Source organism: Streptomyces sp. NPDC002853 (assembly GCF_053591915.1).
Window position 1 is genome coordinate 315527 of sequence record NZ_JBSFUS010000011.1, and the last position, 24554, is coordinate 340080.

A 24554-nucleotide genomic window follows, 5' to 3' on the forward strand; every position below is an offset into this window, starting at 1 on the left:
GTATGCGTGGTGGTGATGCGTGGGGTGAGCCGAACGCTCACCGCTCCATTGTCCCGTACTCGCGCACGTGCCGTGAGCGCGGGGTCATGCCTCCCGCGTCGGGTCCTCGCCGCGGTCGAGGGCCTTCCACAGGTCCTCGGGGCGGTCCGGGTCCACCTTGGCCGGCGCCTTGCGCGGGCGCGGGGCGCCGTCGCGTTCGTAGCGTCCCGACATCGCGGGCCAGTTCCGGCCGTACGTCAGGGCGAGCAGCCCGGCGATCATGATCAGCGCGCCCGCGGCGGCCGCGGCGTACGGCCAGGCGGTGTGGCTGAGATCACCGATCGTGGCGGCGGCGTCGCCGGAGGCCTCGGCGGCCTTCTCGTCGAGCGCGCCGCTGTCGTCGGCGGCGAGGAGGGCGGCCACCACGGTGCCCGCGCCGCTCAGCGCGAGAAGGAGCGAGACGAGCATCCGTCCGGCCCTGCGGACGGCGAAGACGGCGACGAGCGCGGCGAGGCCCACTATCGCGAGGGCCGCGGGCACGCCCGTGACGTCGCTGCCCGTGGCGCTCAGGGGCAGTTCGCCGCCCGCCACCGAAGCGGTGCCGTTGGCCCAGGTCTGGCGGGACGCGAGCAACGCGAGGGCCGCGCCTGCCGCGCCGAACAGGAGGGCCACGGCGATGCTGCGCCGGCCGCTGCGCTGGGCCCGGGTCTCGGGCCCGGCGTCGGCATCGGCGGCACCATCGAGATCAGCGGCCTGGGTGCGGGGCGGAGGTACGGCAGAAGTCACCCCTCCACTATCCCTCACGTCCATCGGGGCGACGCAGCCGGTTCGCCGTGTGGATGGCCCGCAGGACCGCCGCCGCCTTGTTGCGGCACTCGGTGTCCTCGGCCACCGGGTCGGAGTCGGCGACGACCCCGGCTCCGGCCTGGACGTATGCCGTGCCGTCGCGCAGGAGCGCGGTGCGGATGGCGATGGCCGTGTCGGAGTCGCCCGCGAAGTCGAGATATCCGACACAGCCGCCGTACAGGCCGCGCCTGGAGGGTTCGAGCTCGTCGATGATCTGCATCGCGCGGGGCTTCGGGGCACCGGAGAGGGTGCCCGCGGGGAAGCAGGCCGTCAGGACGTCGAAGGCGGTGCGGCCCTCGGCGACCTGGCCGGTGACCGTCGACACGATGTGCATGACGTGGGAGTACCGCTCGATGGACATGAAGTCGACGACCTCGACCGAGCCGGGTTCGCAGACGCGCCCCAGGTCGTTGCGGCCCAGGTCGACAAGCATCAGGTGCTCGGCCCGCTCCTTGGGGTCGGCGAGCAGCTCGTCGGCGAGGGTCTGGTCCTCCTGCGGGGTCGCGCCGCGCGGCCGGGTGCCCGCGATGGGGTGCACCATCGCGCGCCCGTCCTCGACCTTGACGAGGGCCTCGGGCGACGACCCGACCACGTCGAATCCGTCGAGGCGGAAGAGGTACATGTACGGCGACGGGTTGGTGGCCCGCAGCACGCGGTAGACGTCCAACGCACTTGCTTCGCACGGGGTTTCGAAGCGCTGGGAGGGGACGACCTGGAAGGCCTCGCCCGCGCGGATGCGCTCCTTGATGTCCTCGACGGCCTCCTGGTACTGCTCGCCGCCCCACAGCGCGGTGTACTCGGGGAGCTCGGAGGGCGGCAGGGCCGCCGGGGGCTGGGAGACGGCCCGCGACAGGTCGGCCTCCATGGCGTCGAGGCGGGCTACCGCGTCGGCGTACGCCTCGTCGACGCCCGTCTGAAGGTCGTTGTGGTTGATCGCGTTGGCGATCAGGAGCACGGAGCCGTCCCAGTGGTCGAGTACGGCGAGGTCGCTGGTGAGCAGCATGGTCAGCTCGGGCAGCTTGAGGTCGTCCCGCTCGCCGGGGCCGATCTTCTCCAGGCGCCGCACGATGTCGTAGCCGAGGTATCCGACCATCCCGCCGGTGAAGGGCGGCATCCCGGACGCCAGGTCGCGCGGGGTGTGCAGGGCCTCGACGGTGGCGCGCAGGGCGTCGAGCGGGTCTCCGGAGGTGGGGACACCGACGGGTGGCGTGCCCAGCCAGTGGGCCTCGCCGTCCCGGCTGGTGAGGGTGGCGGCGCTGCGGACCCCGACGAAGGAGTAGCGAGACCAGGACCGGCCGTTCTCCGCGGACTCCAGGAGGAACGTGCCGGGGCGCTCTGCGGCGAGCTTGCGGTAGAGCCCGACGGGAGTGTCGCCGTCCGCGAGGAGCCTGCGGCTGACGGGGATCACTCGGCGGTCGCTCGCGAGCTTGCGGAAGGTCTCGAGATCCATGGGAGGAGCTTACGGCCGTGCGGGTGGCCGACGGTGTCGTGGGCGGACGGGCAGGGCCCGTGCCACTAGAACGGGACGATGACCAACCGCCGTATGCTGCCCGCCTTCGCCCTCCTGCTCGCCTCTACCGCGTTCGCGGCCGCCGCGCCCGAGCCGGTGGTGTGGCCCGCCCCCAAGAACGTGCCCGAGCGGGTCCGCGCCGCCGGCCTGGAGATGCTCGACTCCGAGGCGATGGACATGCACATCCACACCACGTTGAAGGTGTACTCCGGCACCAGCCCCGTCACGGTCCCCGCGGACATCGGCATCGACCGCTCGGGGCCCAGGCCCCGCTACAGCCCGCTGCACACGCACGACACCAGCGGCACCCTGCACGTGGAGTCGGAGGAATGGCGCGACTTCACCCTGGGTCAGTTCATGACCGAGTGGGGTGTGAGCGGCGTACGGGAGAAGTGCGGCGCCGACGTCGCCGGGCGCCGCTGGGCGGGCGACCCGTCCCGCATCGTGCTGCGGGACGGCGAGACGATCACGCTTCGGTGCCGGTGAAGGTGACCGGGAGGGCGTCGGCGTCGAAGCACGTGCGGGTGCCGGTGTGACAGGCGGCGCCGATCTGGTCGACCTGGACCAGGACGGTGTCCGCGTCGCAGTCGAGGGCCACGGACTTCACGTACTGGAAGTGGCCGGACGTGTCGCCCTTGACCCAGTACTCCTGGCGGCTGCGCGACCAGTACGTGCAGCGCCCCGTGGTGAGCGTGCGGTGCAGCGCCTCGTCGTCCATCCAGCCCAGCATCAGCACCTCGCCGGTGTCGTACTGCTGGGCGATGGCGGGGAAGAGTCCGTCGGCGCCGCGCTTGAGGCGGGCGGCGATCTCGGGGTCCAGGCTGCTGGGCGGGGGCGTTGCGGTCATGGGGCCATTGTGCCGCGCCCCGCGGCCCCACCGGGCCGCGTCCACTGGGCGGACCTCCTGCCGAGTCGTACGCTGGGGCTTATGTCGACCCATGCCAAGCGTGAACGACTTCTCCTCGCCGATCTGTTGGAGGCGGAGGGCCCCGACGCCCCCACTCTCTGCGATGGCTGGAACACCCGTGACCTCGCCGCCCATGTGGTGGTCCGCGAGCGCCGCGCGGACGCCGCGGGCGGGCTTCTCATCAAGCAGCTGGCCTCGCGCCTGGAACGTGTGCAGGCCGAGTTCGCCGCGAAGCCGTACGAGGAACTGATCCAGCTGATCAGGACGGGCCCGCCGCGCTTCTCCCCCTTCTCCCTCAAGCAGATCGACGAGGCGTCGAACGCCGTCGAGTTCTATGTCCACACCGAGGACGTGCGGCGCGCCCGGCCCGACTGGGCGCCGCGCGAGATCGACCCGGTCTTCTCGGACGCCCTGTGGTCCCGTCTGGAGCGGATGGCCCGCCTGGTGGGCCGCAAGGCGCCGGTGGGCGTGGTCCTGCGGCGCCCGGACGGCCAGACGGTGGTGGCGCACCGCGGCACTCCCGTGGTGACGGTGACCGGCGAGCCGTCCGAACTGCTGATGTTCGTGCACGGACGGCAGGACGCGGCCAACGTCGAGCTGGACGGCGACAAGGACGCGATCGCCAGACTGCACGAGACGAAGCAACTGGGCATCTGATGATCCGGGTCGCGATGACCGGGGTGTACGTGGACGACGTGGCCAGGGCCCACGCGTTCTACACGGACGTCCTGGGCTTCGAGACCCGGAATCACGTGTGGCCGGGCGGTGGCGTGCCCTTCGTCACGGTCGGGGCGGCGGGCGGTCACAACGACGTGGAGCTGCTCCTGGAGCCGGGCGAGGGGCCCATCGCCGAGCCGTACCGCAAGGCGCTGCACGCGGCGGGAATCCCGTGCATCGTCCTCGAGGTCGACGACGTACGGGCCGAGCACGAGCGGCTGGTCGGCCTGGGCGTGACGTTCACCCACGGCCCCGAGAGGCAGGGCCCGGTGATCACCGCGGTGCTCGACGACACGGTGGGGAACCTGGTGCAGCTGATGCAGGGAAGGGCGTAGCGGACCCGTACGGGGGTTCAGCGGGGCAGTTCCGCTGCCCGCAGTCCGCGGGAGCAGAGACCGAAGAGACCGGCGAGCCCGCACGCCGCCGCGCTCACGGTGAACACCGGCGCCGTGCCCCACGCCCCGACGGCCACGCCCGTCAGCGGATACGTCAGCGGTGCCACACCCAGGCTGACCAGGCTGCCCACCGAGGTCACCCGCCCCACGTAGGCCGGGTCGGCCTCCGTCTGCGCGAGGGCCGCGCTCACCGCCCCCGTAAGGCCGATCAGCAGGCCCACCAGCAGCGCCACCCCCGCGGCGGCCCAGAGGGCGGGCACGTACGCCACGGCGCCCACCCCGACCGCTCCGGCGAGGCACGTCACCGACAGCACGAGACCGGCCTTCGGCACCCTCCCCCGCACCGTCAGGAAGAGCGCGGAGACCCCGGCGCCCGCCCCGAACCCGGCAAGGACGACACCGACCCCCGCGGCACCCCATCCGCGCTCGTCGGCCAGCATGGTGAGCCCGATGTTCAGCGGCCCGACGAACCCCAGGTCGGCCAGGGCGACGAGCAGCATCAGGGGGGCGAGGACACGGTGTCCGCGGATGTACCGCAGCCCGTCGCCCAGTTCGCTCCACGCGGTCCGTTCGCCGGCCTTGCCGTCATCCGGCAGTTCCCGCACCCGCAGCGAGATCAGCAGCGGCAGCGACACCGCGAACAGCGCCCCCGCGATGCCGAAGGCAGCCGCTGAGCCGCCGAGCGCGACGCCGAGCCCCCCGAGCGGGGCGCCCACGACGTGGGCCAGCCGGACCACCAGGCCCCGCATCCCCTGCACCCGCGCCAACTGGCCGCGTCCCGTGACGCGGGCGGGCAGCGCTCCGACGGCGGGCATGAACAGCGCGTCGACCGTTCCGAAGACCAGGCCGAGCGCGCCGAGCAGCCACACCCCGGGGCTCGCCACGACCAGCAGTCCCGCCACCGCGAGCACCGCCGCGCACCGCACCGCGTCGCTGCCGATGACGACCCTGCGCGGCCCGAAGCGGTCGGCGACGACTCCCCCGCCCAGCATCAGGAGCGCCCGCGGCACGGCGCTCACGGCCATCACAAGGCCTGCCTGCGCGGGGCCCCCTGACCGGACGGCGGCCCAGGACAGGGCCAGGTAGTAGACGTTGTCGCCGACCGCGGAGGCGCTGTACGCACCGAGCCAGCGCAGGACGTTGCCGTCCTTGTACGCGGGACTCTCCGTGGCGGGGGCTGTGCGTATGACGGTGGCGGTCATGTGAGCAGCTCCCCTCAGAGCCGGAAGGGGAAGCTGGCCAGATGCACGGCGACGTTCTCGCGCCCCTCGGTGTCGCCCGCGGCCTCGGCGGCCTTGCCCTGCTCCTCGTACGTCTTGATCAGGGCGTGGATCTCGGCGTTGAGGCGGGTGAGCTCGGCGGGGTTCAGGCGGGCGAGGAAGTCCGACTGATCGGCCGCGATGCGCCACTGCGAGCCCCACGCCTCCTGCTGGGCGAGATAGGTGCGGTACTGCTCCTCGCGCTGGGCGATCAGGGTGCGGACGACGGCGGTGTGCGCGGCGGCGCCCTCGGGCGAGTCCTTGAAGTCCTCGTGCCGGAAGCTCAGGGTGTCCTGCGCCGCCCGCCACCACCGCTCCCGCGCGTCACCGCTCTGTGCCTCGGCCTCGACGATGAGGCCGTGTTCGGCGAGCTTGCGCAGGTGGTAGCTGACCAGCGAGACCGCCTCGTCGACCTGGTTCGCGACCTGCGAGGCGGTCGAGGGGCCGGTGACCCGCAGGGTGCTGTAGATCCGCAGCCGCAGCGGATGCCCGAAGGCCTTCAGCGTGCCGACGTCGGTGATCCTGCGGGTCGCGCGGGGTCGTGGCTTCTCGTTGTCGTCCATGTCTCGACCGTAGATAGGAAGGGAAAGTTGCGCAATATATATTGCGCAACTTTCCCTTCCTGTCTCGGCGGCAGAAAGCCCCGGCTGCTACGGGGCGACCGGGGCTCCTTCGCCAAGGCGCGCGCCTCAGCGAACGGGATGTCCCGCTCCCCGCAGCGTCCCCTTCACCTCGCCGATCCGCAGATCGCCGAAGTGGAAGACCGAGGCGGCCAGGACCGCGTCCGCGCCCGCCTCGATGGCGGGCGGGAAGTGGTCGAGGCGGCCCGCGCCGCCGGAGGCGATGACGGGGACGGTGACGTGCCGGCGTACCGCCGCGATCATCTCGATGTCGTAGCCGTCCTTGGTGCCGTCCGCGTCCATCGAGTTGAGCAGGATCTCCCCCGCGCCCAGCTCGGCGGCCTGGTGCGCCCACTCGACGGCGTCGATCCCGGCGGACTTGCGGCCGCCGTGCGTCGTCACCTCGAAGCTGCCGGACGCGGTGCGCCGCGCGTCCACCGAGAGGACGAGCACCTGGCGGCCGAACCGCTCCGCGATCTCGCGGATCAGCTCCGGGCGGGCGATGGCGGCCGTGTTCACGCCCACCTTGTCCGCGCCGGCCCGCAGAAGCTTGTCGACGTCCTCGGCCGTGCGGACACCGCCGCCCACCGTGAGCGGGATGAAGACCTGCTCGGCGGTGCGCCGGACCACGTCGTACGTCGTCTCGCGGTTGCCGGAGGACGCGGTGATGTCCAGGAAGGTGAGCTCGTCGGCGCCCTCGGCGTCGTACACCTTGGCCATCTCGACGGGGTCGCCCGCGTCGCGCAGGTTCTGGAAGTTGACGCCCTTGACGACCCGGCCGTTGTCCACGTCCAGGCAGGGGATGACACGTACGGAGAGGGTCATTCGCCACCTGCCCGTGCGCGCGGACCGTACGCCTCGACCTCGACCTCGACGACCAGACTCGGGTCGATGAAGCCGGAGACGATGAGCATCGACGCGGCGGGGCGGACGTCGTCGAAGAGCTCCTTGTGGGCCCGGCCGACCTCCTCCACGTCGCGTGCGTGGGTCAGGTACATGCGGGTGCGCACGACGTGCTCCCGGCCGAGGCCCAGCTTCTTCAGCGCCTCGACGGCCACGTGGAAGGCGTTGGCCGCCTGCTCGTAGGGGGTTCCGGCATCTATCTCGCCGTTCACCACCGACGTGCAGCCCGACACCAGGACGAGGCCGTTGGGCAGCTCGACGGCGCGGGAGTAGCCGATGGCCTCTTCCCACGGGCCGCCCGAGCTCACCCGGCGGATGAGGTCACTCATGACGCCGCCACCGCGGCGAGAGCCTCTTCGAGGGTGAAGGCCTTCGCGTACAGCGCCTTGCCGACGATGGAGCCCTCGACGCCCTGCGGGACGAGCTCGGCGATCGCGCGCAGGTCGTCGAGCGAGGAAACGCCGCCGGAGGCGACCACCGGGCGGTCCGTGGCCGCGCAGACGTTGCGCAGGAGCTCCAGGTTCGGGCCCTGCAGCGTGCCGTCCTTGGCGATGTCGGTGACGACATAGCGGGCGCAGCCCTCGGAGTCGAGGCGCTCCAGGGTCTCGTAGAGGTCGCCGCCGTCGCGGGTCCAGCCGCGGCCGCGGAGGGTGGTGCCGCGGACGTCGAGGCCGACGGCGATCTTGTCGCCGTGCGACGCGATGATCTTGGCGACCCACTCCGGGGTCTCCAGGGCGGCCGTTCCGAGGTTCACGCGCGTGCAGCCGGTGGCGAGCGCGGCCTCCAGGGACGCGTCGTCGCGGATGCCGCCGGACAGCTCGACCTTGATGTCCATGGCGCCCGCGACCTCGGCGATGAGCGCGCGGTTGTCGCCGGTGCCGAAGGCGGCGTCCAGGTCGACCAGGTGCAGCCACTCGGCGCCCGACCGCTGCCAGGAGAGGGCGGCCTCCAGCGGGGAGCCGTAGGAGGTCTCAGAGCCGGACTCGCCGTGGACGAGGCGTACGGCCTGGCCGTCGCGGACGTCGACGGCGGGAAGGAGTTCGAGCTTGCTCACAGAGGTCCCTGACATTCCTAGAGGGTTCCGATCCAGTTGGTGAGGAGCTGGGCGCCGGCGTCGCCGGACTTCTCGGGGTGGAACTGCGTGGCCCACAGCGCGCCGTTCTCGACGGCGGCCACGAAGGGCTCGCCGTGCGTGGTCCAGGCGACCTTGGGCGCGCGGAAGGCGGGGTTGCCGACCTCGAAGTCCCAGTGGTGCACGGCGTACGAGTGCACGAAGTAGTAGCGGGCGTCGGCGTCGAGGCCCGCGAACAGCTGCGAGTCGTCCGGCGCCTGGACCGTGTTCCAGCCCATGTGCGGGACGATCTCGGCCTTCAGCGGCTCGACGGTGCCGGGCCACTCGTCGAGGCCCTCGGCCTCCACGTCGTGCTCGATGCCGCGCGCGAAGAGGATCTGCATGCCGACGCAGATGCCCATCACCGGGCGGCCGCCCGCGAGCCGGCGGCCCACGATCCAGTCGCCGCGCGCCTCCTTGAGCCCCTGCATGCAGGCGGCGAAGGCGCCGACGCCGGGGACGAGGAGGCCGTCGGCGTTCATGGCCCTGTCGTAGTCACGGGTGATCTCGACGTCCGCGCCGGCCCGCGCGAGGGCGCGCTCGGCGGAACGGACGTTCCCGAAGCCGTAGTCGAAGACGACGACCTTCTTGGGGGCGGTCATACGTGGATCAGCTCCCGTCAGTTCCAGTAGTCGAGGCGCATGACACCCGCGACGATGCACATGGCCGCGGCGATGGAGAGCAGCGTGATCAGGCTCTTGGGCATCCCCTGCTTGACGAAGGAGATGATGCCGCCGATCAGGAAGAGGCCGACGACGATGAGGATGGTGGTGAGGCCGGTCATGGCTTTACAGCGCGCCCTTCGTGGAGGGAAGGATCCCGGCGGCGCGCGGGTCACGCTCGGAGGCGTAACGCAGCGCGCGGGCCAGGGCCTTGAACTGGCATTCCACGATGTGGTGGGCGTTGCGGCCGTACGGCACGTGGACGTGCAGGGCGATCTGGGCCTGCGCGACGAAGGACTCCAGGATGTGCCGGGTCATCGTCGTGTCGTACGTGCCGATCATCGGCGCCATGGTCTCGGGCTCGGTGTGCACGAGGTACGGGCGGCCGCTGAGGTCGACGGTCACCTGGGCGAGCGACTCGTCCAGCGGGACCGTGCAGTTGCCGAAGCGGTAGATGCCCACCTTGTCGCCGAGCGCCTGCTTGAAGGCGGCACCCAGGGCGAGGGCGGTGTCCTCGATGGTGTGGTGGGTGTCGATGTGCAGGTCGCCCTCGGTCTTGACCGTGAGGTCGAAGAGGCCGTGGCGGCCGAGCTGGTCGAGCATGTGGTCGTAGAAGCCCACGCCTGTCGACACCTCGACCTTGCCGGTGCCGTCGAGATCGATCTCGACGAGGACCGACGTCTCCTTGGTGGTCCGTTCGACCCGTCCAACGCGGCTCATCCCTGCTGCTCCTTCTTCAGTTCGCGTACCGCATCGAGGAACGCGTCGTTCTCTTCCGGGGTTCCTGCGGAGACCCGCAGCCATCCCGGCACTCCGTTGTCCCGGACCAGGACGCCCCGGTCGAGGATCCGCTGCCAGACCGCGTGGGCGGCCCCTTCGCCCTCGAACCGCCCGAACTGGACGAAGTTGGCGTCGGAGTCGGTCACCTCGTAGCCGATCGCACGCAGCTCGCCCACGAGCCGGTCGCGCTCCCGCTTCAGCTGCTCGACGTACTTCAGGAGCGTGTCGGTGTGCTCCAGGGCGGCAAGGGCGGTGGCCTGCGTGACGGCCGACAGGTGGTACGGCAGCCGTACGAGCTGTACGGCGTCGACGACCGCCGGATCGGCGGCGAGGTAGCCGAGGCGCAGCCCGGCCGCGCCGAAGGCCTTCGACATCGTGCGGGAGACGACGAGGTTCGGGCGCCCCGCGAGCAGCGGGAGCAGCGAGTCGCCGTGGCTGAACTCCACGTACGCCTCGTCGATCACCACCATCGACGGCTTGGCGGCCTGCGCGGCTTCGTAGAGCGCGAGGACCGTCTCGCCGGAGACGGCGTTGCCCGTGGGGTTGTTGGGCGTGGTGATGAAGACGACGTCGGGCTGGTTCTCGGCGATGGCCTTCGTCGCCGCCTCGACGTCGATCGTGAAGTCGTCGCCACGGGGGCCCGAGATCCAGGCGGTGCCGGTGCCGCGCGCGATGAGGCCGTGCATCGAGTACGAGGGCTCGAAGCCGATGGCGGTGCGGCCCGGCCCGCCGAAGGTCTGCAGGAGCTGCTGGATGACTTCGTTCGAGCCGTTGGCCGCCCAGACGTTCGCGAGGGTGACCTCGTGACCGCCGGTGTCCGTGAGGTAGCGGGCGAGCTCGGTGCGCAGCTCGACCGCGTCGCGGTCGGGGTAGCGGTTGAGGTCGCGGGCCGCCTCGCGCACGCGCTCGGCGATGCGCTCGACGAGCGGTTCGGGGAGCGGGTAGGGGTTCTCGTTCGTGTTCAGGCGTACGGGGACGTCGAGCTGGGGCGCCCCGTAGGGGGACTTGCCGCGCAGTTCGTCGCGTACGGGAAGGTCGTCGATCCGGACGTTCACTGGGTGGGCACCTTCCATCCGAACCTGGCCTTGATCGCCGCACCGTGCGCGGGCAGGTCCTCGGCCTCGGCGAGCGTCACCACGTGCCGGGCCACGTCGGCGAGGGCGTCGCGGGTGTAGTCGACGATGTGGATGCCTCGCAGGAACGACTGGACGCTGAGCCCCGAGGAGTGGCAGGCGCAGCCGCCCGTCGGCAGGACGTGGTTGGAGCCCGCGCAGTAGTCGCCGAGCGAGACGGGGGCCCACGGGCCGACGAAGATCGCGCCCGCGTTCTTCACCCGGTCCGCGACGGCCGCGGCGTCCGCGGTCTGGATCTCCAGGTGCTCGGCGCCGTACGCGTCGACGACGCGCAGGCCCTCGTCCAGGCCGTCGACCAGGACGATCGCGGACTGCCTGCCCGCCAGGGCGGGGACGATCCGGTCCTCGACGTGCTTGGTCGCCGCGACCTGCGGTTCGAGCTCCTTGGCGACCGCGTCGGCCAGCGCCACGGAGTCGGTGACCAGGACGGCTGCCGCGAGCGGGTCGTGCTCGGCCTGGCTGATCAGGTCGGACGCCACGTGTACGGCGTCGGCCGTGTCGTCGGCGAGGACGGCGATCTCGGTCGGTCCGGCCTCGGTGTCGATGCCGATGCGGCCGGTGAAGTAGCGCTTGGCGGCCGCGACCCAGATGTTGCCGGGGCCGGTGACCATGTTGGCCGGTGCGCAGGTCTCGGTGCCGTACGCGAACATCGCGACGGCCTGGGCGCCGCCCACCGCGTACACCTCGTCGATGCCGAGGAGGGCGCAGGCGGCGAGGATCGTGGGGTGCGGCAGTCCGTCGAAGTCCGCCTGCGGCGGGGACGCGAGCGCCATCGACTCGACGCCGGCCTCCTGCGCCGGGACCGCGTTCATGATCACGGACGACGGGTAGACGGAGCGGCCGCCCGGGGCGTAGAGCCCGACGCGCTCGACCGGCACCCACTTCTCGGTGACCGAGCCGCCGGGCACGACCTGGGTGGTGTGCGGGGCGCGGCGCTGCTCGCGGTGGACGATGCGGGCGCGGCGGATCGACTCCTCCAGTGCCTCACGCACCACCGGGTCGAGATCGGCCAGGGCCGCGGCGATGGCGGTCGCGGGGACACGGACCTGCGTCAGCCGTACTCCGTCGAACTTCTCCGCGTATTCGATCAGCGCCGCGTCGCCACGATGATGCACGTCCTCGCAGATGGGCCGCACCTTCTCCAGGGCGGCCGCGACGTCGAAGTCGGCACGGGGCAGCAGGGTGCGCAGGGCGGGACCCTCGGGGAGGGCGTCGCCGCGCAGATCGATTCGGGAGATCACATGGCCAATTCTCTCAGACCCGGATTCCCGGCCGGACGCCGTATCACTGGCTGATATGAATCCCGGAAGGCGACGTTCACCACTAGCGTTCAGCCCGTCACTGAGCGGGCATGAAACAGGTGTACGAGACCAGGGCGCATCGCGGGGCCGGCCGCGGCACGGGATCGCAGTACGGGAGGACAACAGCAGTGGTCGACGACACCGGCATCGGTGATCCGCCGGACGGACTGACCGCCGCCGAGATCGGCATGTGGCAGGCCTTTCGCAACGGCAGCGTGTACGACCTCCGGTCGGGTGACGCGATGGCGGACGATCCGCACGGCGGCCATCCCTGGGGCCCGGAACGCAGCGTGCGCGCCCGCATCGTGTGCTGGCTGCTCCTCGAGGGGCCGCCCGCGCTCTCCGGGCGGGTCTCGTCGCTGAAGCTCTCGGGCCTCCAGATCACCGACGTGCTCGATCTGGCGGGCGGCGAGGTCCTTCCCTACGCCGAGCTGAAGCACTGCCGCTTCGAGAAGGAAGTGCTGGTCCCCGAGGCCAAGTTCACCACCCTGCGGCTCGTCAACTGCTCGATCCCGCGGGTGGAGGCGGCCCGCCTGCACACGGAGGGCGACCTGCATCTGCCGCGCTGCCGGATCCACAACGGCATGCGGCTCACGGACGCCCAGATCGGCACCGACCTGCTGATCAACCAGGCCGTGATCTACCGCGACCGGCGCGGCAACTCGATCATGGGCGACGGGCTCTCGGTCGGGCAGGACCTGCAGGCCGAGATGATGGAGTCGCACGGCCAGCTGAGCCTGCGCGGCGCGAAGGTCGGTGTCTCCTTCAGCCTGCGCGGCAGCAAGCTCGCCAATCCGTACGGCCAGCGGGCGCTCAACGCCCCGCAGATGACCGTGGAACGCACCCTCTACATGACGCCCGCCGCCCTCGGCGATCCCCCCATGACCAGCGGCACCACTCCCCCGCGCGGCACCCGCGTCCAGCGCTTCGAGTGCCAGGGCGGCATCCGGCTCGACGACGGCCGCTTCGGGGACGCCGTCGACCTGGCCCAGGCGCGCTTCACCCTGGAGAACGACCAGGAGGTGTCGCTGCGCCGCGTCCAGACCCCGGAGCTGCGCTTCCTCGGCGAGGCCCCGCAGCGCGGCAAGATCATTCTGTCCGGCGCCAAGGTCGTCAACCTCATCGACAAGTCGACCAGCTGGCCGGGCCCCGGCGGCCTCCAGATGGGCGGCTTCAGCTACGAGAACCTCGTCCCGCAGGGCAGCTTCCCGCTCGCCCGGCGCCTGGCCTGGGTGGCGGCCGCGACCGCCGAGTACAACCCCGAGCCGTACGAGAAGCTGGCCGCCGTCCTGCGCAACGGCGGCGAGGACGCCGACGCCCGCGAGGTCCTGCTCGCCAAGCAGCGCAGACGCCGCGAGACCCTGCCGCTCGCGGCGAAACTCTGGGGCTTCGCCCAGGACTGGACGGTGGCCTACGGCTACCGGCCCGGCCGTGCCGCCCTGTGGATGGCGGTGCTGTGGGCGGTGAGCGCGGTGGCCTTCACCCGCGCCGACCATCCGGCGATCAAGCCGGGCGAGCACCCGAACTGGAACCCCGCGCTCTTCACCCTCGACCTGCTGCTCCCGGTCATCAACCTCGGCCAGGACAGCTACTGGCAGCTGCGCGGCGGCTGGCAGTGGTTCGCGGCCATCCTGATCCTGCTCGGCTGGGTGCTCGCGACGACGGTCGCGGCGGGGGCGACCAGGCTGTTGCGAAGGAACTGAGGGGCTGCGGAGCCGCCCGGGAGCAGAGATTTTGCCAGCCCTTGACCATGTGTCAGGCAACCCGACGACTGATGCCAAAGCTTCACCGGCCACCCTCTGGCACTGCCCCGACCTGCGGATTTCAATACCCACACGATGGCACTCCTGCGCGCCCTGATCCGCACCGCACGAATGGTCAGGAACACACCGCTCCTCGCCTCCGGACTGACCCCCGACGACGAGGTGCTCCTCGACGCACCCGATGACCGCCTCGGCCCCGCGCTCGTCGCCGCGGGCCGCGGCGACCACGGGCCCGCCGCCAAACTGCTCGCCATGACGCGCGAGGGCAACGAATGGGAGAACCGCGACCGCTACACGACGCGTCTGGCCGCCTTCGCCCGCTCCCGCCCCGAGTGGTTCGACGACTGGCAGGCCGCCTCGCCGCACGACCCGGACGCGCTGCTCGTCAAGGCCGAGCTCGCGGTCGTCCGCGGCTGGGAGTCGCCCGCCCGCGCCGAGCTGCTTCGCGATACGGCGCCCCTGATCACCGCCGCCGCCGAAGCCGACCCGCGCGACCCCGTGCCGTGGCGGATCGCCCTGGACCACGCGCGCGGCACCCATGCCCCGCACTCGGTCTTCGACGAGCTCCGGGCCGAGGCGGTGCACCGCTCCTCCCACCACTACGGCTGCCACGCCTCGGCGCTCCAGTACCTCTCCGCGTCCTGGTACGGCTCGCACCGCCAGTGCTTCGACTTCGCCGAGCGGGCCGCCCGCGACGCACTGCCCGGCTCGCTGATCCAGGCGCTGCCCGCGCGGGCGGCGTTCGCGTATCTCACCAGCGCTTCGGGGAGCGTGCCGCGCGAGCGCCTGGACGCCGCGGCCGACCTGGGGATCGCCGTGTCCCGGGAGTACGAGGCCGGGGACCCCTGGCCCGCGGAGGTCCGCAACGTCCTCGCGTTCGTCCTGGTACGCCTGGAGCGGTGGAGCGACGCCCTGGAGCAGATGCGCCTCATCGGGCCTTATGCCACGTCCTTCCCGTGGGACCGGATGTCCGACGATCCGCTCGGCCAGTTCCTGGAACTGCGCGACGGCATACGCATCGAGGTGGCCTCCGGGACCCCGCTGCGCACCGGTGGCGGACGATTGGGGTCCGGCGACCATTAGGCTTGCAGCTCGTGACCACCGTCCGGCTTCCGCTCTTCCCGCTCAACTCGGTGCTGTTCCCGGGACTCGTGCTCCCGCTGAACGTGTTCGAGGAGCGTTATCGCGCCATGATGCGCGATCTGCTCAAGACTCCCGACGAGGAGCAGCGCCTCTTCGCGGTCGTCGCCATCCGTGACGGCCTCGAGGTCGCTCCGAGCGCCCCGGGCCTCCCGGACCCCACCTCACAGCCCGAGCAGGGCCCCACCGCCGGCTTCGGCGACGACCCGCTCAAGGCCTTCCACGCGGTGGGCTGCATCGCGGACGCGGCGACGATCAGGGAGCGCGCCGACGGCGGCTTCGAGGTGCTGGCCACCGGCACCACCCGCGTACGCCTGCACTCGGTGGACGCGTCGGGCGCCTTCCTGACCGCGGAGGTCGAGGAGCTGCCCGAGGATCCGGGCGAGGAGGCGGGCGCCCTCGCCGAGGGCGTCCTGCGGGCGTTCCGCGCCTACCAGAAGCGACTTGCCGGGGCGCGCGAGCGGTCCCTGTCCACGGGCGCCGAGCTGCCGGACGACCCGTCCGTGGTGTCGTACCTGGTCGCAGCCGCCGCCGTCCTCGACACCCCCACGAAGCAGCGGCTCCTGGAGGCGCCGGACACGGCGTCACGCCTGCACGACGAGCTGAAAGTCCTTCGCGCCGAGACCGCCATCATCCGTAATCTGCCGTCATTGCCCGCGACGGACCTCACGCGCGGCACCACAAGCCTCAACTGACACAGACCGCAACGGACTTGGGGCGCGAGCGCTTTGGCGAAGAAGCAGAAGAAACAGCAAGGGGGTGCGGGCGGCACCCCGGCGACGGTCGCCCTCACCGCGGCGGGCGCCGCCCACACGGTCCACGCCTACGAACACGATCCCGCGCACCCCTCGTACGGCGCGGAGGCGGCCCAGGCCATGGGCGTCTCCCCCGACCGGGTCTTCAAGACCCTGGTCGCGGAGGTCGACGGCGAGCTGACGGTGGCCGTGGTCCCGGTGGCGGGCACCCTGAACCTCAAGGCCCTGGCCACGGCGGTCTCGGGCAAGCGCGCGGTGATGGCGGACCCCGCGGCGGCCGAGCGCACCACGGGGTACGTACGGGGTGGCATCTCGCCCCTCGGCCAGCGCAAGAAGCTCCGCACGGTCCTGGACGACTCGGCCTCCTCGCACGCCACGATCTGCGTGTCGGCGGGCCGCCGGGGCCTGGAAGTGGAACTGGCCCCCGGTGACCTGGCGCGTCTCACGGGCGCGGTACTGGCCCCGATCGGGCGTGAATAGGCCCTCGACGGGGGCCGCGGCCTCGACTAGTACCACCCTCATGTCGAAGAAGACGCGCAAGAGGAAGTGGCGGGTGCGCAAGGGCAAGGCGAACCACGGAAGGCGCCCCGCCTGACGTCCACGACGGCCCCGAGGGGCGGTCTCACGCCCCGGTTGAGTCCGGGCCGCCCTCTGCCCGCCCGGGATCCCCGTAGGGCAGGGGGTACGGCTCGGGGTCCCGCGGCCCGAAGAGCCCGGTCAGTCCCAGGTGCACGAGCAGCGCGGCCACGGGCCAGGCGAGCAGCGCGCCCTTGGCCTTGAGCTCCATGGGAGCGTCGAACGCCACGCCCTTGCCCACGGACTTCGCATGGGCGACGACATCCGTCTCGGGCCCCAGGAAGATGCCCAGACGCCAGGCGAGCACGGCCCCCAGCAGGCTCCCCGCCGTCAGCCCGACGACCAGCGGAATGCCGCCCCGCCTGCGCAGCAGGAACACCACGGCGCCGCTCACCGCGCCGAACGCGAGCGCGAGCAGGGTGAACGTTCCGTCGACGCCGATCGCCTGCTCCCCCTCGGTGTCCTTGAGGTACACCGTCTCGCTGTCGGCGATCAACGGCACACGAGGCGCGAGCCACAGCCACAGCAGGCCGAGCAGCACGCCGCAGACAGCCACCACGACCGCGATCACCGCGGCCTGCCGCACTTCGGTCTTCATGCCAGGACCGTCCTCCTCGTCCGCCGGCAGGGGAACGGCTCCGGACGGCTCAGCGGCTTGCTGCCAGGGGTCGTGCGGGGGCCGGTCGTGGGGCGGCTGGGAGGGCGTCAGCGGTGCAGTCACCCACACATGGTGCCAGTACTACCTGGGGACCGCTTCACTGCACGGCACGGACCGCGTCATCGCACGGCCGCACGGCGGTACGCCCAGGTGGCGATCGCGAGCGAGGCGACGCCGACCCCCGCGCAGACGGCGAGATCGAGGGCGACGGTCGCCCAGTCCGGATGCGGCCCGAAGGTATGGGCGAACGCCTCGACCCCGTACGTCGAGGGCAGCAGGTCACGCGCGTACTGCAGGAACCCGGGCATCCGCTCGGCCGGCAGGACACCCAGGAGCAGCGCCGCCGACATGCCCAACTGGCCGAGCAGCGTGGCCAGTTCGGGACGGGGCGCGAGCAGGCCGAGGGCGGCGCCGAGCCCGGCGAGCGCGGCACCGGCCAGTGGGATCACCGCGGCGAGCACCCAGAGGTTCGCCATCGGGAGTCCGAAGAGACCGCACCCGACGACCGCGGTGACCAGGGTGCCCGGCACGGTGAACGAGGCGTAGGCGGCCGCGGCTCCGAGGACCACCGCGGCGGGCGGCACGGGCAGCGTGGCGTAGTGGTCGAGGCCGCCGTCGGCCCGCAGCTGCCCGAAGTACTGCGCGAGCAGGTTGAGCGCGACGAACGCGACGACGAGCACGGAGGACCCGGCGACGACGGCACGCGCCTCACCGCCCCCGTCCACGACGCCCCGCATCAGGATCATGATCCCGACGGACTGGAAGGTGGCCACGAAGAGCAGCGGGATGCGTGCGACGCGGGCCCGGGACAGCTGCGCCCGGTAGACGGCCGCGAGCGCGGGGAACAGCCGCGCACGGGGCCCCAGGGGCTCGGCGGCCTCGGCCTGCCACTCTCGGTCGTCGGCCCTTACGGCCGCTTCCAGGGGAACGGCACTCACCGAACGGTCCTCCTGCTGTCGCTGTTCATCCGTCCGGCGAAGGTCACGCCTTCACCAGCCCTTCCCCGTTCCCGCCCAGGGCGAGATACACGTCCTCCAGACTCGGTGTGGCCAAGGTGAAGTCGTCGAGCGCGGCGAAGGCGGCCCCGCCGGTGACCGCCGCGACGGCCGCCCGCGCCTCGTCGGGGGCCAGCCGCAGCGACCAGCGCCGGCCGGACTCCACCGCGGACGAGCGCAGCGCGGCGACCTCCGGGACGTCGAGCGGCGCCCGCTCCCGCCAGACGAGTTCGACCCGCACCTCGCCGGCGACCTGCTCCTTCAGCCCCACGGGGCTGTCACAGGCGATGACCTTGCCGTGTTCGAGGACGGCGACACGGTCGAGGACCGTCTCGGCCTCGATGACGTTGTGGGTGACGAGCAGCACCGTCGTGCCGTGCTCGGCCCTGCGCCGGTCGACGGCGCCCCAGACGGCGCGCCGCGCGATGGGGTCCATGCCGGTCGTCGGCTCGTCGAGGACGAGCAGCGGCCGCTGTCCCACCAGGGCGGTGGCGAAGCAGGCGAGCCTGCGCTGTCCGCCGGAAAGCTTCTTGAGCGGCCGCGAGGCGAGCGGGGTGAGCGCGAGCTCTTCGAGTACGCCGTCCCGCTCGGCCCGCGCGGCGCGGACGTCGAGGCCGCGCAGCCGCGCGGTCGTCTCGACGGCGAGCGAGACGGTCAGCTCGTCGAGCGCGGTGGACTCCTGGCCCAGGTACGCGAGGATCCGCGCGGCCCGCTCGGGGTGGCGCAGGATGTCGTGCCCGAGGATCTCGACGCTCCCGCTGTCGGGCCGCATCAGGCCGGTCAGCTGCCGTACGAGGGTGGACTTGCCGGCGCCGTTGGGTCCGAGGAGGCCGAAGATCTCGCCGCGCCTGACCTCGAGGCTGATGCCGTCGGTGGCGCGCACCTCGGGCGTCGCGGGCCTGCCGCGCCTGCCGCGGGCGGCGGGATAGGTCTTGACGAGGTCGCGCACCGCGCAGACGGCATCGCTGCCGTGACCCTGTCGGAGCCCCTGTCGGACTGCCTGTGCCGAGCGCGTACTCACGAAGGACGAGGGTACGGGGTCCCGCACCCGGTACGTCGCCCGGGGCGCCCAGTACGCCCCGTATCAGTCATCTGCGGACGTGTTCCGTCACTCGTTCGCGTGCCTGTTCGGTCACTCGCCGGAGCGGTCGCCCACCGGTGCGTGCTCCACCGCCGTGTGCACGTCGATCTCGCGCCAGAAGCCCGCCCGGATCGCGTACCGGTCGTGTTCGTCGATCTGGTCGTCCTTGTGGGCGAGCAGACCGAAGCGGGCCGCGTACCGCAGGAGCTCGCCGTCGACGCGGTGCGGGATCCGCGGATACATCGTCGAGAGCTTCTGCAGGTTGTGCTGTTCCGGCAGACGGGCCATCCAGCGGCGCGCGAACACCTGCCCGACCTCGAAGGGGTCACCGCCGACGGTGGTGATGTCCTCCTCGCGGTCCGCCCAGCGCTGCTCGGCCGTCGTCAGCTGGGCGAGCGTCGGCAGGGCCGCGGCCTCCGGGCTCTCCGCGGCGCCGCCGGGGCGCTCGACCCAGCCCTTGTCGGAGGACCAGCGCAGCGTGGCGTTGGTGGGGTCCTTGCCGACCGCGGTGCCGGGGCCGCGCAGGGCGGCCAGGTCCTTGGGGGTGGGCACGCCCTTGCCCGGCGGGATGTGGTGGGCGCCGCCGCTGTCGCCGTTGGCCCCGGCTTCGGCGTGCCGGACGTCCTGCGCGTGCTGGGCGTGCGGCCCGTCATGGCCGTGCCGGCCGACTCCGGCGGCCTCGTCGGCGGCGCGCTGGGCGCTGGCCGCGAGCGCGGACTCCGGCAGGGGCGCGGAGAGGATGGCGGCGATCTCGGGGCGCGGGACGGGAGAGGGCGCGCAGACGCCGGTGAGCTCCTTGGGGCGTACGGCCTTGGTGATCCAGACCCGGTCGAGGACGCGCCGCTCGTCGGCCTCGGCCACGAGGTCCTCGGACTGGTTGTAGTCCCCGTCGGCGGCCTGGACGGCCCACAGGTGGACGGCGACGCCGTGCTCCTTGGCGGCCATCATGCCGGGCAGCAGGTCCCCGTCGCCGGTGACGAGCACGATGTCCGAGCAGGCGCGGTTGCGGGCAAGCTCCGTCAGCTCGGCGTGCATGGCGGCGTCGACGCCCTTCTGGGCCCACCGTCCGTCGCTGCGGGTCAGGGCGCCGAGCCGGACCGTCACGCGGGGCATGACGCGCAGCCTGCGGTGCTCGGGCTGCGGCACGCGGTCAGGGGCTCCGTCGAACCAGTAGATCCGGAGCAGGGGGCGCTCGGTGTCGGATTCCGCGCGCTCACGGATGCCCTGGATCAGGGCGGTGTGATCGACGGTGATCCGGGACCGGGACGGCTCGCCCGCGAGGAGACTCGCGGCGGCACCCAGCAGATACCCGGCGTCCACCAGGACGATGCAGCGGTCCACGCGATCCACCCTCTTTCCCTGGAGATTCCCTGGAAGCAATGGTTCGGGTTTCCTTCGAGTCTGCCCGACCCGGCGGAGGTTAACGGCCGGAACTCGATCTTCGGCGTGGCGTATCGCGACTTCACTCTCCGACAGGGCTTATTACGCACGGTAATTCTCTGAAATGCGCAGCTTGTCGCCGTATGTGAATCTGGTCGCGTCCTGGCCCCCAGATCCCCCTCAGGAGGAAGATCACCATGGCCAAGAACAAGAACCGCAAGCAGGGTGGCGACCAGAACCGCGCTTCGGCCGCCGAGCAGGCCCAGGAGCAGGCCAAGTCGTCCGCGGAGCAGGCCGAGCAGCGCGTGCAGTCCAACGTGCAGGCACAGGGCAGCCCGTCCGAGGTCGCGCGCAAGCACCAGCGCCGCTTCGGCCACAACTGACGCCCACGCAGGCGGATAAGCGTGAAGGGGCGCACCCGGAGTTCCGGGTGCGCCCCTTCATACGAGACCGGCCTCTACCCGGCCAGGCAGGACGGGCCGAGGAGCACCTTCAGGTCGCCGAAAAGGGCGGGATCCGGCTGCACGCGGTGGCGGTCGAGCCGCAGCACCGTCGTCTTCTGGGCCCCCTGGAGCTTGATCCGCACCTCGCTGTTGCCGCGGTGGTGGCTGAGGATCTCGCCGAGTCGGCTGACCATCGGCGGCGTCACCTTCACCGTCGGGATGGTGATCAGGACGGGCGCGTTGGTGCCCGCGTTCGACAGGTCGGGGACCTGCATCTCCATCGCGACCAGGCGCGGCACGTCCTCGCGCTTGTCGAGGCGTCCCTTGACGAACACCACGGCGTCCTCGACGAGTTGGGTGGACACCAGCTGATAGGTCGCCGGGAAGAACATGCACTCGATGGAGCCCGCGAGGTCCTCGACGGTCGAGATCGCCCAGGCGTTGCCCTGCTTGGTCATCTTGCGCTGCAGGCCGGAGATGATGCCGCCGATGGTGACGATCGAGCCGTCCGAGTAGTCACCGCCGGTGAGTTGGCCGATGCCCGCGTCGGCCTTGTCGGAAAGGACGTGCTCCAGGCCGAACAGCGGGTGGTCGGAGACGTACAGACCGAGCATCTCCCGCTCCTGGGCGAGCAGATACGTCTTCTCCCACTCGTCGGTGGAGAACTCCACGTCGAGTCCGAAGCCCGGCTCGCCGCCGGTCTCCTCGCCCCCTCCGAAGAGGTCGAACTGCCCCTCCGCCTCCTTGCGCTTGACCTGCACCACGTTGTCGATCATGGGTTCGTACTGCGCGGTCAGGCCCTTGCGGGTGTGTCCCATGGTGTCGAAGGCGCCCGCCTTGATCAGTGACTCCGTGGTGCGCTTGTTGCAGGCGGCGGCCTCGACCTTGTCGAGGTAGTCGGGGAAGGAGGCGAACTTCCCCTTGGCCTTGCGCGAGCGGACGATCGACTCGACCACGTTCGTGCCGACGTTGCGGACGGCCTCCAGGCCGAAGAGGATCACGTCGTCGCCCTGGGCGGCGAAGTTGTGCACGGACTCGTTCACGTTGGGCGGCAGGACCTTGATGCCCATGCGCCGGCACTCGTTCAGGTAGATGGCCGACTTGTCCTTGTCGTCCTTCACCGAGGTGAGCAGCGCGGCCATGTACTCGGCGGGGTAGTTCGCCTTGAGGTAGGCGGTCCAGTACGTGACGAGGCCGTACGCGGAGGAGTGCGCCTTGTTGAACGCGTATCCCGCGAAGGGCACCAGGACGTCCCACAGGGCCTGGATCGCGGCGTCCGAGTAGCCGTTCTTCTTGGCGCCCTCCTGGAACAGGACGAAGTTCTTCGCCAGCTCGTCGGGCTTCTTCTTGCCCATCACGCGGCGCAGGATGTCGGCTTCGCCGAGGGAGTAGCCGGCGATGATCTGCGCGGCCTTCTGCACCTGCTCCTGGTACACGATGAGGCCGTAGGTCAGGCCGAGCGTCTCCTTCAGGGGCTCTTCGAGCTCCGGGTGGATCGGCGTGATCTCCTGGCGGCCGTTCTTGCGCTCCGCGTAGTTGATGTGCGAGTTCATGCCCATCGGGCCCGGGCGGTAGAGCGCCGATACGGCGGAAATGTCCTCGAAGTTGTCGGGCTGCATCTGGCGGAGCAGCGAACGCATCGGGCCGCCGTCGAACTGGAAGACGCCGAGCGTGTCACCGCGGCAGAGCAGTTCGAAGGTCTTCGGGTCGTCCAGCGGGAGCGAGAGCATCTCCAGGTCGATGCCCTTGTCGTTCCGCACCATCTTGACGGCGTCGTCCATGATGGTCAGATTTCGCAGACCCAGGAAGTCCATCTTGAGCAGGCCGAGCGACTCGCACTGGGGGTAGTCCCACTGCGTGATCGTCACGCCGTCCGTGTGCCGCACCCAGATCGGCGCGTGGTCCACGATCGGCTCGCTGGACATGATCACGCCGGCCGCGTGCACGCCCATCTGCCGGACCAGGCCCTCGACGCCCTTGGCGGTGTCGATGACCTTCTTGACGTCCGGTTCGTTCTCGTACATCCCCCGGATCTCGCCCGCCTCGCTGTAGCGCGGGTGCTTGGGGTCGGTGATGCCGGAGAGGTCGATGCCCTTGCCGAGGACGTCGGCGGGCATCGCCTTGGTGAGGCGGTCGCCCATCGCGTACGGATATCCGAGCACGCGCGCGGAGTCCTTGATGGCGTTCTTCGCCTTGATCTTTCCGTACGTGCCGATCATGGCGACCTTGTCGGCGCCGTACTTCTCGGTCACGTACCGGATCACCTCGACGCGCCTGCGCTCGTCGAAGTCGATGTCGACATCGGGCATGGAGACGCGCTCGGGGTTGAGGAACCGCTCGAAGATCAGGCCGTGCGTGATGGGGTCGAGGTCGGTGATGCCCATGGCGTACGCGACGATCGAGCCTGCCGCGGAGCCACGGCCCGGGCCCACCGCGATGCCGTTGTTCTTGGCCCACATGATGAAGTCGGCGACCACGAGGAAGTAGCCCGGGAAGCCCATCTGGATGATGATGTCCATCTCGTACTCGGCCTGCTGCTGCCGGTCCTCGGGGACACCGCCCGGGTAGCGGCGGTTCATGCCGACCCGGACCTCCTCCTGGAACCAGGTGACCTCGGTGAAGCCCTCCGGGATGTCGAACTTCGGCATGAGGTCGCGCTTCTCGAACATGCCGGTGGTGTCGATTTGCTCGGCCACCAGGAGCGTGTTGCGGCAGCCCTCCTGCCAGGCGTCGGAGGAGTCGATGGCGTACATCTCGTCCGTGGACTTCAGGTAGTAACCGGTGCCGTCGAAGCGGAAGCGGTCCGGGTCCGAGAGGTTCTTGCCGGTCTGGATGCAGAGCAGGGCGTCGTGCGCGACGGACTCGTGCGCGTACGTGTAGTGCGAGTCGTTCGTCACCAGGGGCGGGATGCCGAGCTTCTTGCCGACCCTCAGCAGGTCGTCGCGGACCCGGCGCTCGATGTCGATGCCGTGGTCCATCAGCTCCAGGAAGTACCGGTCCTTGCCGAAGATGTCCTGGTACTCGGCGGCGGCCTTCACGGCCTCGTCGAACTGGCCGAGGCGCAGCCGGGTCTGGAGCTCTCCGGAGGGGCAGCCGGTGGAGGCGATCAGGCCCTCCGACCACTGGGAGATCGTCTCCTTGTCCATGCGCGGCCACTTCTGCAGCCAGCCCTCGGCGTACGCGTCCGACGACAGCCGGAAGAGGTTGTGCAGACCGGTGTTGTTCGCCGCCCAGATCGTCTTGTGGGTGTAACCACCGGAACCGGACACGTCGTCACGCTTCTGATGCGGCTGGCCCCACTTGATCTTCCGCTTGTTGCGGCGGGACTCGGGCGCCACATACGCCTCGATGCCGATGATCGGCGTCACGCCCGCCTTCTGCGCCGAGTGGAAGAAGTCGTACGCCCCGTGGAGGTTGCCGTGGTCGGACATGGCGACGTGCGTCATGCCCATCTCATTACAGGCGTCGAACATGTCCTTGAGCCGCGCGGCACCGTCCAGCAGCGAGTACTGGGTGTGGACGTGGAGGTGCGTAAAGGGCGGCTTGGTCACGGGGAAGGCCTCCGGAGAACGGGTGGCGACAGGCTGCGGGCAGTCTGGGGGGACAGCGTGGAAGTCTAATCCGGAGCACTGACAAGCGG

General features: G+C 71.1%; 26 protein-coding genes. 8 read left to right on the plus strand and 18 right to left on the minus strand.

The features are described from left to right. Positions 1-84: 84 nt before the first annotated feature. Together ACWD02_RS30300 and ACWD02_RS30305 are read right to left on the minus strand one after the other, a co-directional pair. Positions 85-789: a TIGR02234 family membrane protein gene (locus ACWD02_RS30300; RefSeq protein ID WP_451215858.1), complete on the minus strand. Its 705-nt coding sequence runs from the start codon at positions 787-789 to the stop codon at positions 85-87. Beyond that, positions 773-2275, minus strand: coding sequence for an anthranilate synthase component I (locus tag ACWD02_RS30305; protein ID WP_451215860.1), 1503 nt, complete (start codon positions 2273-2275; stop codon positions 773-775). Before ACWD02_RS30305 ends, ACWD02_RS30300 begins: the two co-directional genes overlap by 17 nt. A 78-nt stretch (positions 2276-2353) precedes the next feature. Between ACWD02_RS30305 and ACWD02_RS30310 the strand changes: the two genes are divergently transcribed. Beyond that, positions 2354-2821 carry a hypothetical protein gene (locus ACWD02_RS30310; protein ID WP_451215862.1) on the plus strand — a complete coding sequence of 156 codons (468 nt, stop codon included), beginning with the start codon at positions 2354-2356 and terminating at the stop codon, positions 2819-2821. Here ACWD02_RS30310 and hisI read toward each other — a convergent pair. After that, positions 2802-3182 (minus strand): phosphoribosyl-AMP cyclohydrolase, encoded by a 381-nt coding sequence (gene hisI / locus ACWD02_RS30315; protein ID WP_451215864.1) that lies wholly within the window; start codon positions 3180-3182, stop codon positions 2802-2804. The two genes, ACWD02_RS30310 and hisI, sit on opposite strands and share 20 nt — an antisense overlap. Before the next feature lie 81 nt (positions 3183-3263). Here hisI and ACWD02_RS30320 point away from each other — a divergent pair, with 81 nt between their 5' ends. Together ACWD02_RS30320 and ACWD02_RS30325 are read left to right on the plus strand one after the other, a co-directional pair. Continuing rightward, entirely contained in the window at positions 3264-3899 is a 636-nt protein-coding gene (locus ACWD02_RS30320; RefSeq protein WP_451215866.1) for a TIGR03085 family metal-binding protein, read from the plus strand. Then, positions 3899-4294, plus strand: coding sequence for a VOC family protein (locus tag ACWD02_RS30325; protein ID WP_451215868.1), 396 nt, complete (start codon positions 3899-3901; stop codon positions 4292-4294). Before ACWD02_RS30320 ends, ACWD02_RS30325 begins: the two co-directional genes overlap by 1 nt. Positions 4295-4311: 17 nt before the next feature. Here the strand turns inward: ACWD02_RS30325 and ACWD02_RS30330 are convergent, their stop codons facing one another. The 10 genes from ACWD02_RS30330 to hisD all read right to left on the minus strand — a co-directional run bounded on the left by ACWD02_RS30330 (position 4312) and on the right by hisD (position 12063). After that, positions 4312-5556 (minus strand): MFS transporter, encoded by a 1245-nt coding sequence (locus tag ACWD02_RS30330; RefSeq protein ID WP_451215870.1) that lies wholly within the window; start codon positions 5554-5556, stop codon positions 4312-4314. Between the two features lie 14 nt (positions 5557-5570). Next, entirely contained in the window at positions 5571-6176 is a 606-nt protein-coding gene (locus ACWD02_RS30335) for a helix-turn-helix domain-containing protein (RefSeq protein WP_451215872.1), read from the minus strand. A gap of 126 nt (positions 6177-6302) precedes the next feature. Continuing rightward, positions 6303-7058 carry an imidazole glycerol phosphate synthase subunit HisF gene (hisF, locus tag ACWD02_RS30340; protein ID WP_451215874.1) on the minus strand — a complete coding sequence of 252 codons (756 nt, stop codon included), beginning with the start codon at positions 7056-7058 and terminating at the stop codon, positions 6303-6305. Next, on the minus strand, positions 7055-7465 hold the full coding sequence (locus ACWD02_RS30345; RefSeq protein ID WP_451215876.1) for a RidA family protein: 411 nt from the start codon (positions 7463-7465) through the stop codon (positions 7055-7057). Before ACWD02_RS30345 ends, hisF begins: the two co-directional genes overlap by 4 nt. Further along, positions 7462-8190: a bifunctional 1-(5-phosphoribosyl)-5-((5-phosphoribosylamino)methylideneamino)imidazole-4-carboxamide isomerase/phosphoribosylanthranilate isomerase PriA gene (priA, locus tag ACWD02_RS30350; protein WP_451216025.1), complete on the minus strand. Its 729-nt coding sequence runs from the start codon at positions 8188-8190 to the stop codon at positions 7462-7464. Before priA ends, ACWD02_RS30345 begins: the two co-directional genes overlap by 4 nt. A 17-nt stretch (positions 8191-8207) precedes the next feature. Continuing rightward, entirely contained in the window at positions 8208-8849 is a 642-nt protein-coding gene (gene hisH / locus ACWD02_RS30355; protein ID WP_451215879.1) for an imidazole glycerol phosphate synthase subunit HisH, read from the minus strand. Between the two features lie 17 nt (positions 8850-8866). Then, positions 8867-9031 carry a hypothetical protein gene (locus ACWD02_RS30360; RefSeq protein WP_451215882.1) on the minus strand — a complete coding sequence of 55 codons (165 nt, stop codon included), beginning with the start codon at positions 9029-9031 and terminating at the stop codon, positions 8867-8869. A gap of 4 nt (positions 9032-9035) precedes the next feature. Continuing rightward, positions 9036-9629: an imidazoleglycerol-phosphate dehydratase HisB gene (hisB, locus tag ACWD02_RS30365; protein WP_135330188.1), complete on the minus strand. Its 594-nt coding sequence runs from the start codon at positions 9627-9629 to the stop codon at positions 9036-9038. Continuing rightward, positions 9626-10744 carry a histidinol-phosphate transaminase gene (locus tag ACWD02_RS30370; RefSeq protein WP_451215886.1) on the minus strand — a complete coding sequence of 373 codons (1119 nt, stop codon included), beginning with the start codon at positions 10742-10744 and terminating at the stop codon, positions 9626-9628. Before ACWD02_RS30370 ends, hisB begins: the two co-directional genes overlap by 4 nt. Next, a complete protein-coding gene (hisD, locus tag ACWD02_RS30375; protein ID WP_451215889.1) occupies positions 10741-12063 on the minus strand; it encodes a histidinol dehydrogenase in 1323 nt (440 codons plus the stop codon). Before hisD ends, ACWD02_RS30370 begins: the two co-directional genes overlap by 4 nt. 248 nt (positions 12064-12311) lie before the next feature. On the opposite strand from hisD, the gene ACWD02_RS30380 reads away from it, so the two are divergent. The 4 genes from ACWD02_RS30380 to ybaK all read left to right on the plus strand — a co-directional run bounded on the left by ACWD02_RS30380 (position 12312) and on the right by ybaK (position 16261). Next, the gene (locus ACWD02_RS30380) at positions 12312-13826 is read left to right on the plus strand and encodes an oxidoreductase (RefSeq protein WP_451216028.1); all 1515 of its coding nucleotides are present in this window, start codon (positions 12312-12314) and stop codon (positions 13824-13826) included. Positions 13827-13961: 135 nt separating this feature from the next. Beyond that, complete coding sequence (locus tag ACWD02_RS30385) at positions 13962-14969, plus strand: hypothetical protein (RefSeq protein ID WP_451215891.1); 1008 nt, start codon at positions 13962-13964, stop codon at positions 14967-14969. An 11-nt stretch (positions 14970-14980) separates the two neighbouring features. Further along, on the plus strand, positions 14981-15721 hold the full coding sequence (locus ACWD02_RS30390; protein ID WP_451215894.1) for an LON peptidase substrate-binding domain-containing protein: 741 nt from the start codon (positions 14981-14983) through the stop codon (positions 15719-15721). 33 nt (positions 15722-15754) lie between these two features. Further along, on the plus strand, positions 15755-16261 hold the full coding sequence (gene ybaK / locus ACWD02_RS30395) for a Cys-tRNA(Pro) deacylase (protein ID WP_451215897.1): 507 nt from the start codon (positions 15755-15757) through the stop codon (positions 16259-16261). Positions 16262-16403: 142 nt separating this feature from the next. Here the strand turns inward: ybaK and ACWD02_RS30400 are convergent, their stop codons facing one another. The 4 genes from ACWD02_RS30400 to ACWD02_RS30415 all read right to left on the minus strand — a co-directional run bounded on the left by ACWD02_RS30400 (position 16404) and on the right by ACWD02_RS30415 (position 20432). Then, the gene (locus ACWD02_RS30400; RefSeq protein ID WP_451215899.1) at positions 16404-17078 is read right to left on the minus strand and encodes a DUF2567 domain-containing protein; all 675 of its coding nucleotides are present in this window, start codon (positions 17076-17078) and stop codon (positions 16404-16406) included. A 56-nt stretch (positions 17079-17134) separates the two neighbouring features. Beyond that, on the minus strand, positions 17135-17953 hold the full coding sequence (locus tag ACWD02_RS30405) for an ABC transporter permease (RefSeq protein WP_451215902.1): 819 nt from the start codon (positions 17951-17953) through the stop codon (positions 17135-17137). A gap of 43 nt (positions 17954-17996) precedes the next feature. Next, on the minus strand, positions 17997-19031 hold the full coding sequence (locus ACWD02_RS30410) for an ABC transporter ATP-binding protein (RefSeq protein WP_451215904.1): 1035 nt from the start codon (positions 19029-19031) through the stop codon (positions 17997-17999). A gap of 111 nt (positions 19032-19142) precedes the next feature. After that, entirely contained in the window at positions 19143-20432 is a 1290-nt protein-coding gene (locus ACWD02_RS30415) for an NYN domain-containing protein (protein WP_451215907.1), read from the minus strand. Between the two features lie 236 nt (positions 20433-20668). On the opposite strand from ACWD02_RS30415, the gene ACWD02_RS30420 reads away from it, so the two are divergent. Further along, a complete protein-coding gene (locus tag ACWD02_RS30420) occupies positions 20669-20854 on the plus strand; it encodes a hypothetical protein (RefSeq protein ID WP_365822676.1) in 186 nt (61 codons plus the stop codon). A 74-nt stretch (positions 20855-20928) separates the two neighbouring features. On the opposite strand, the gene dnaE is transcribed toward ACWD02_RS30420, so the two are convergent. Beyond that, positions 20929-24465 (minus strand): DNA polymerase III subunit alpha, encoded by a 3537-nt coding sequence (gene dnaE, locus ACWD02_RS30425; protein WP_451215911.1) that lies wholly within the window; start codon positions 24463-24465, stop codon positions 20929-20931. Between the last annotated feature and the right edge of the window lie 89 nt (positions 24466-24554).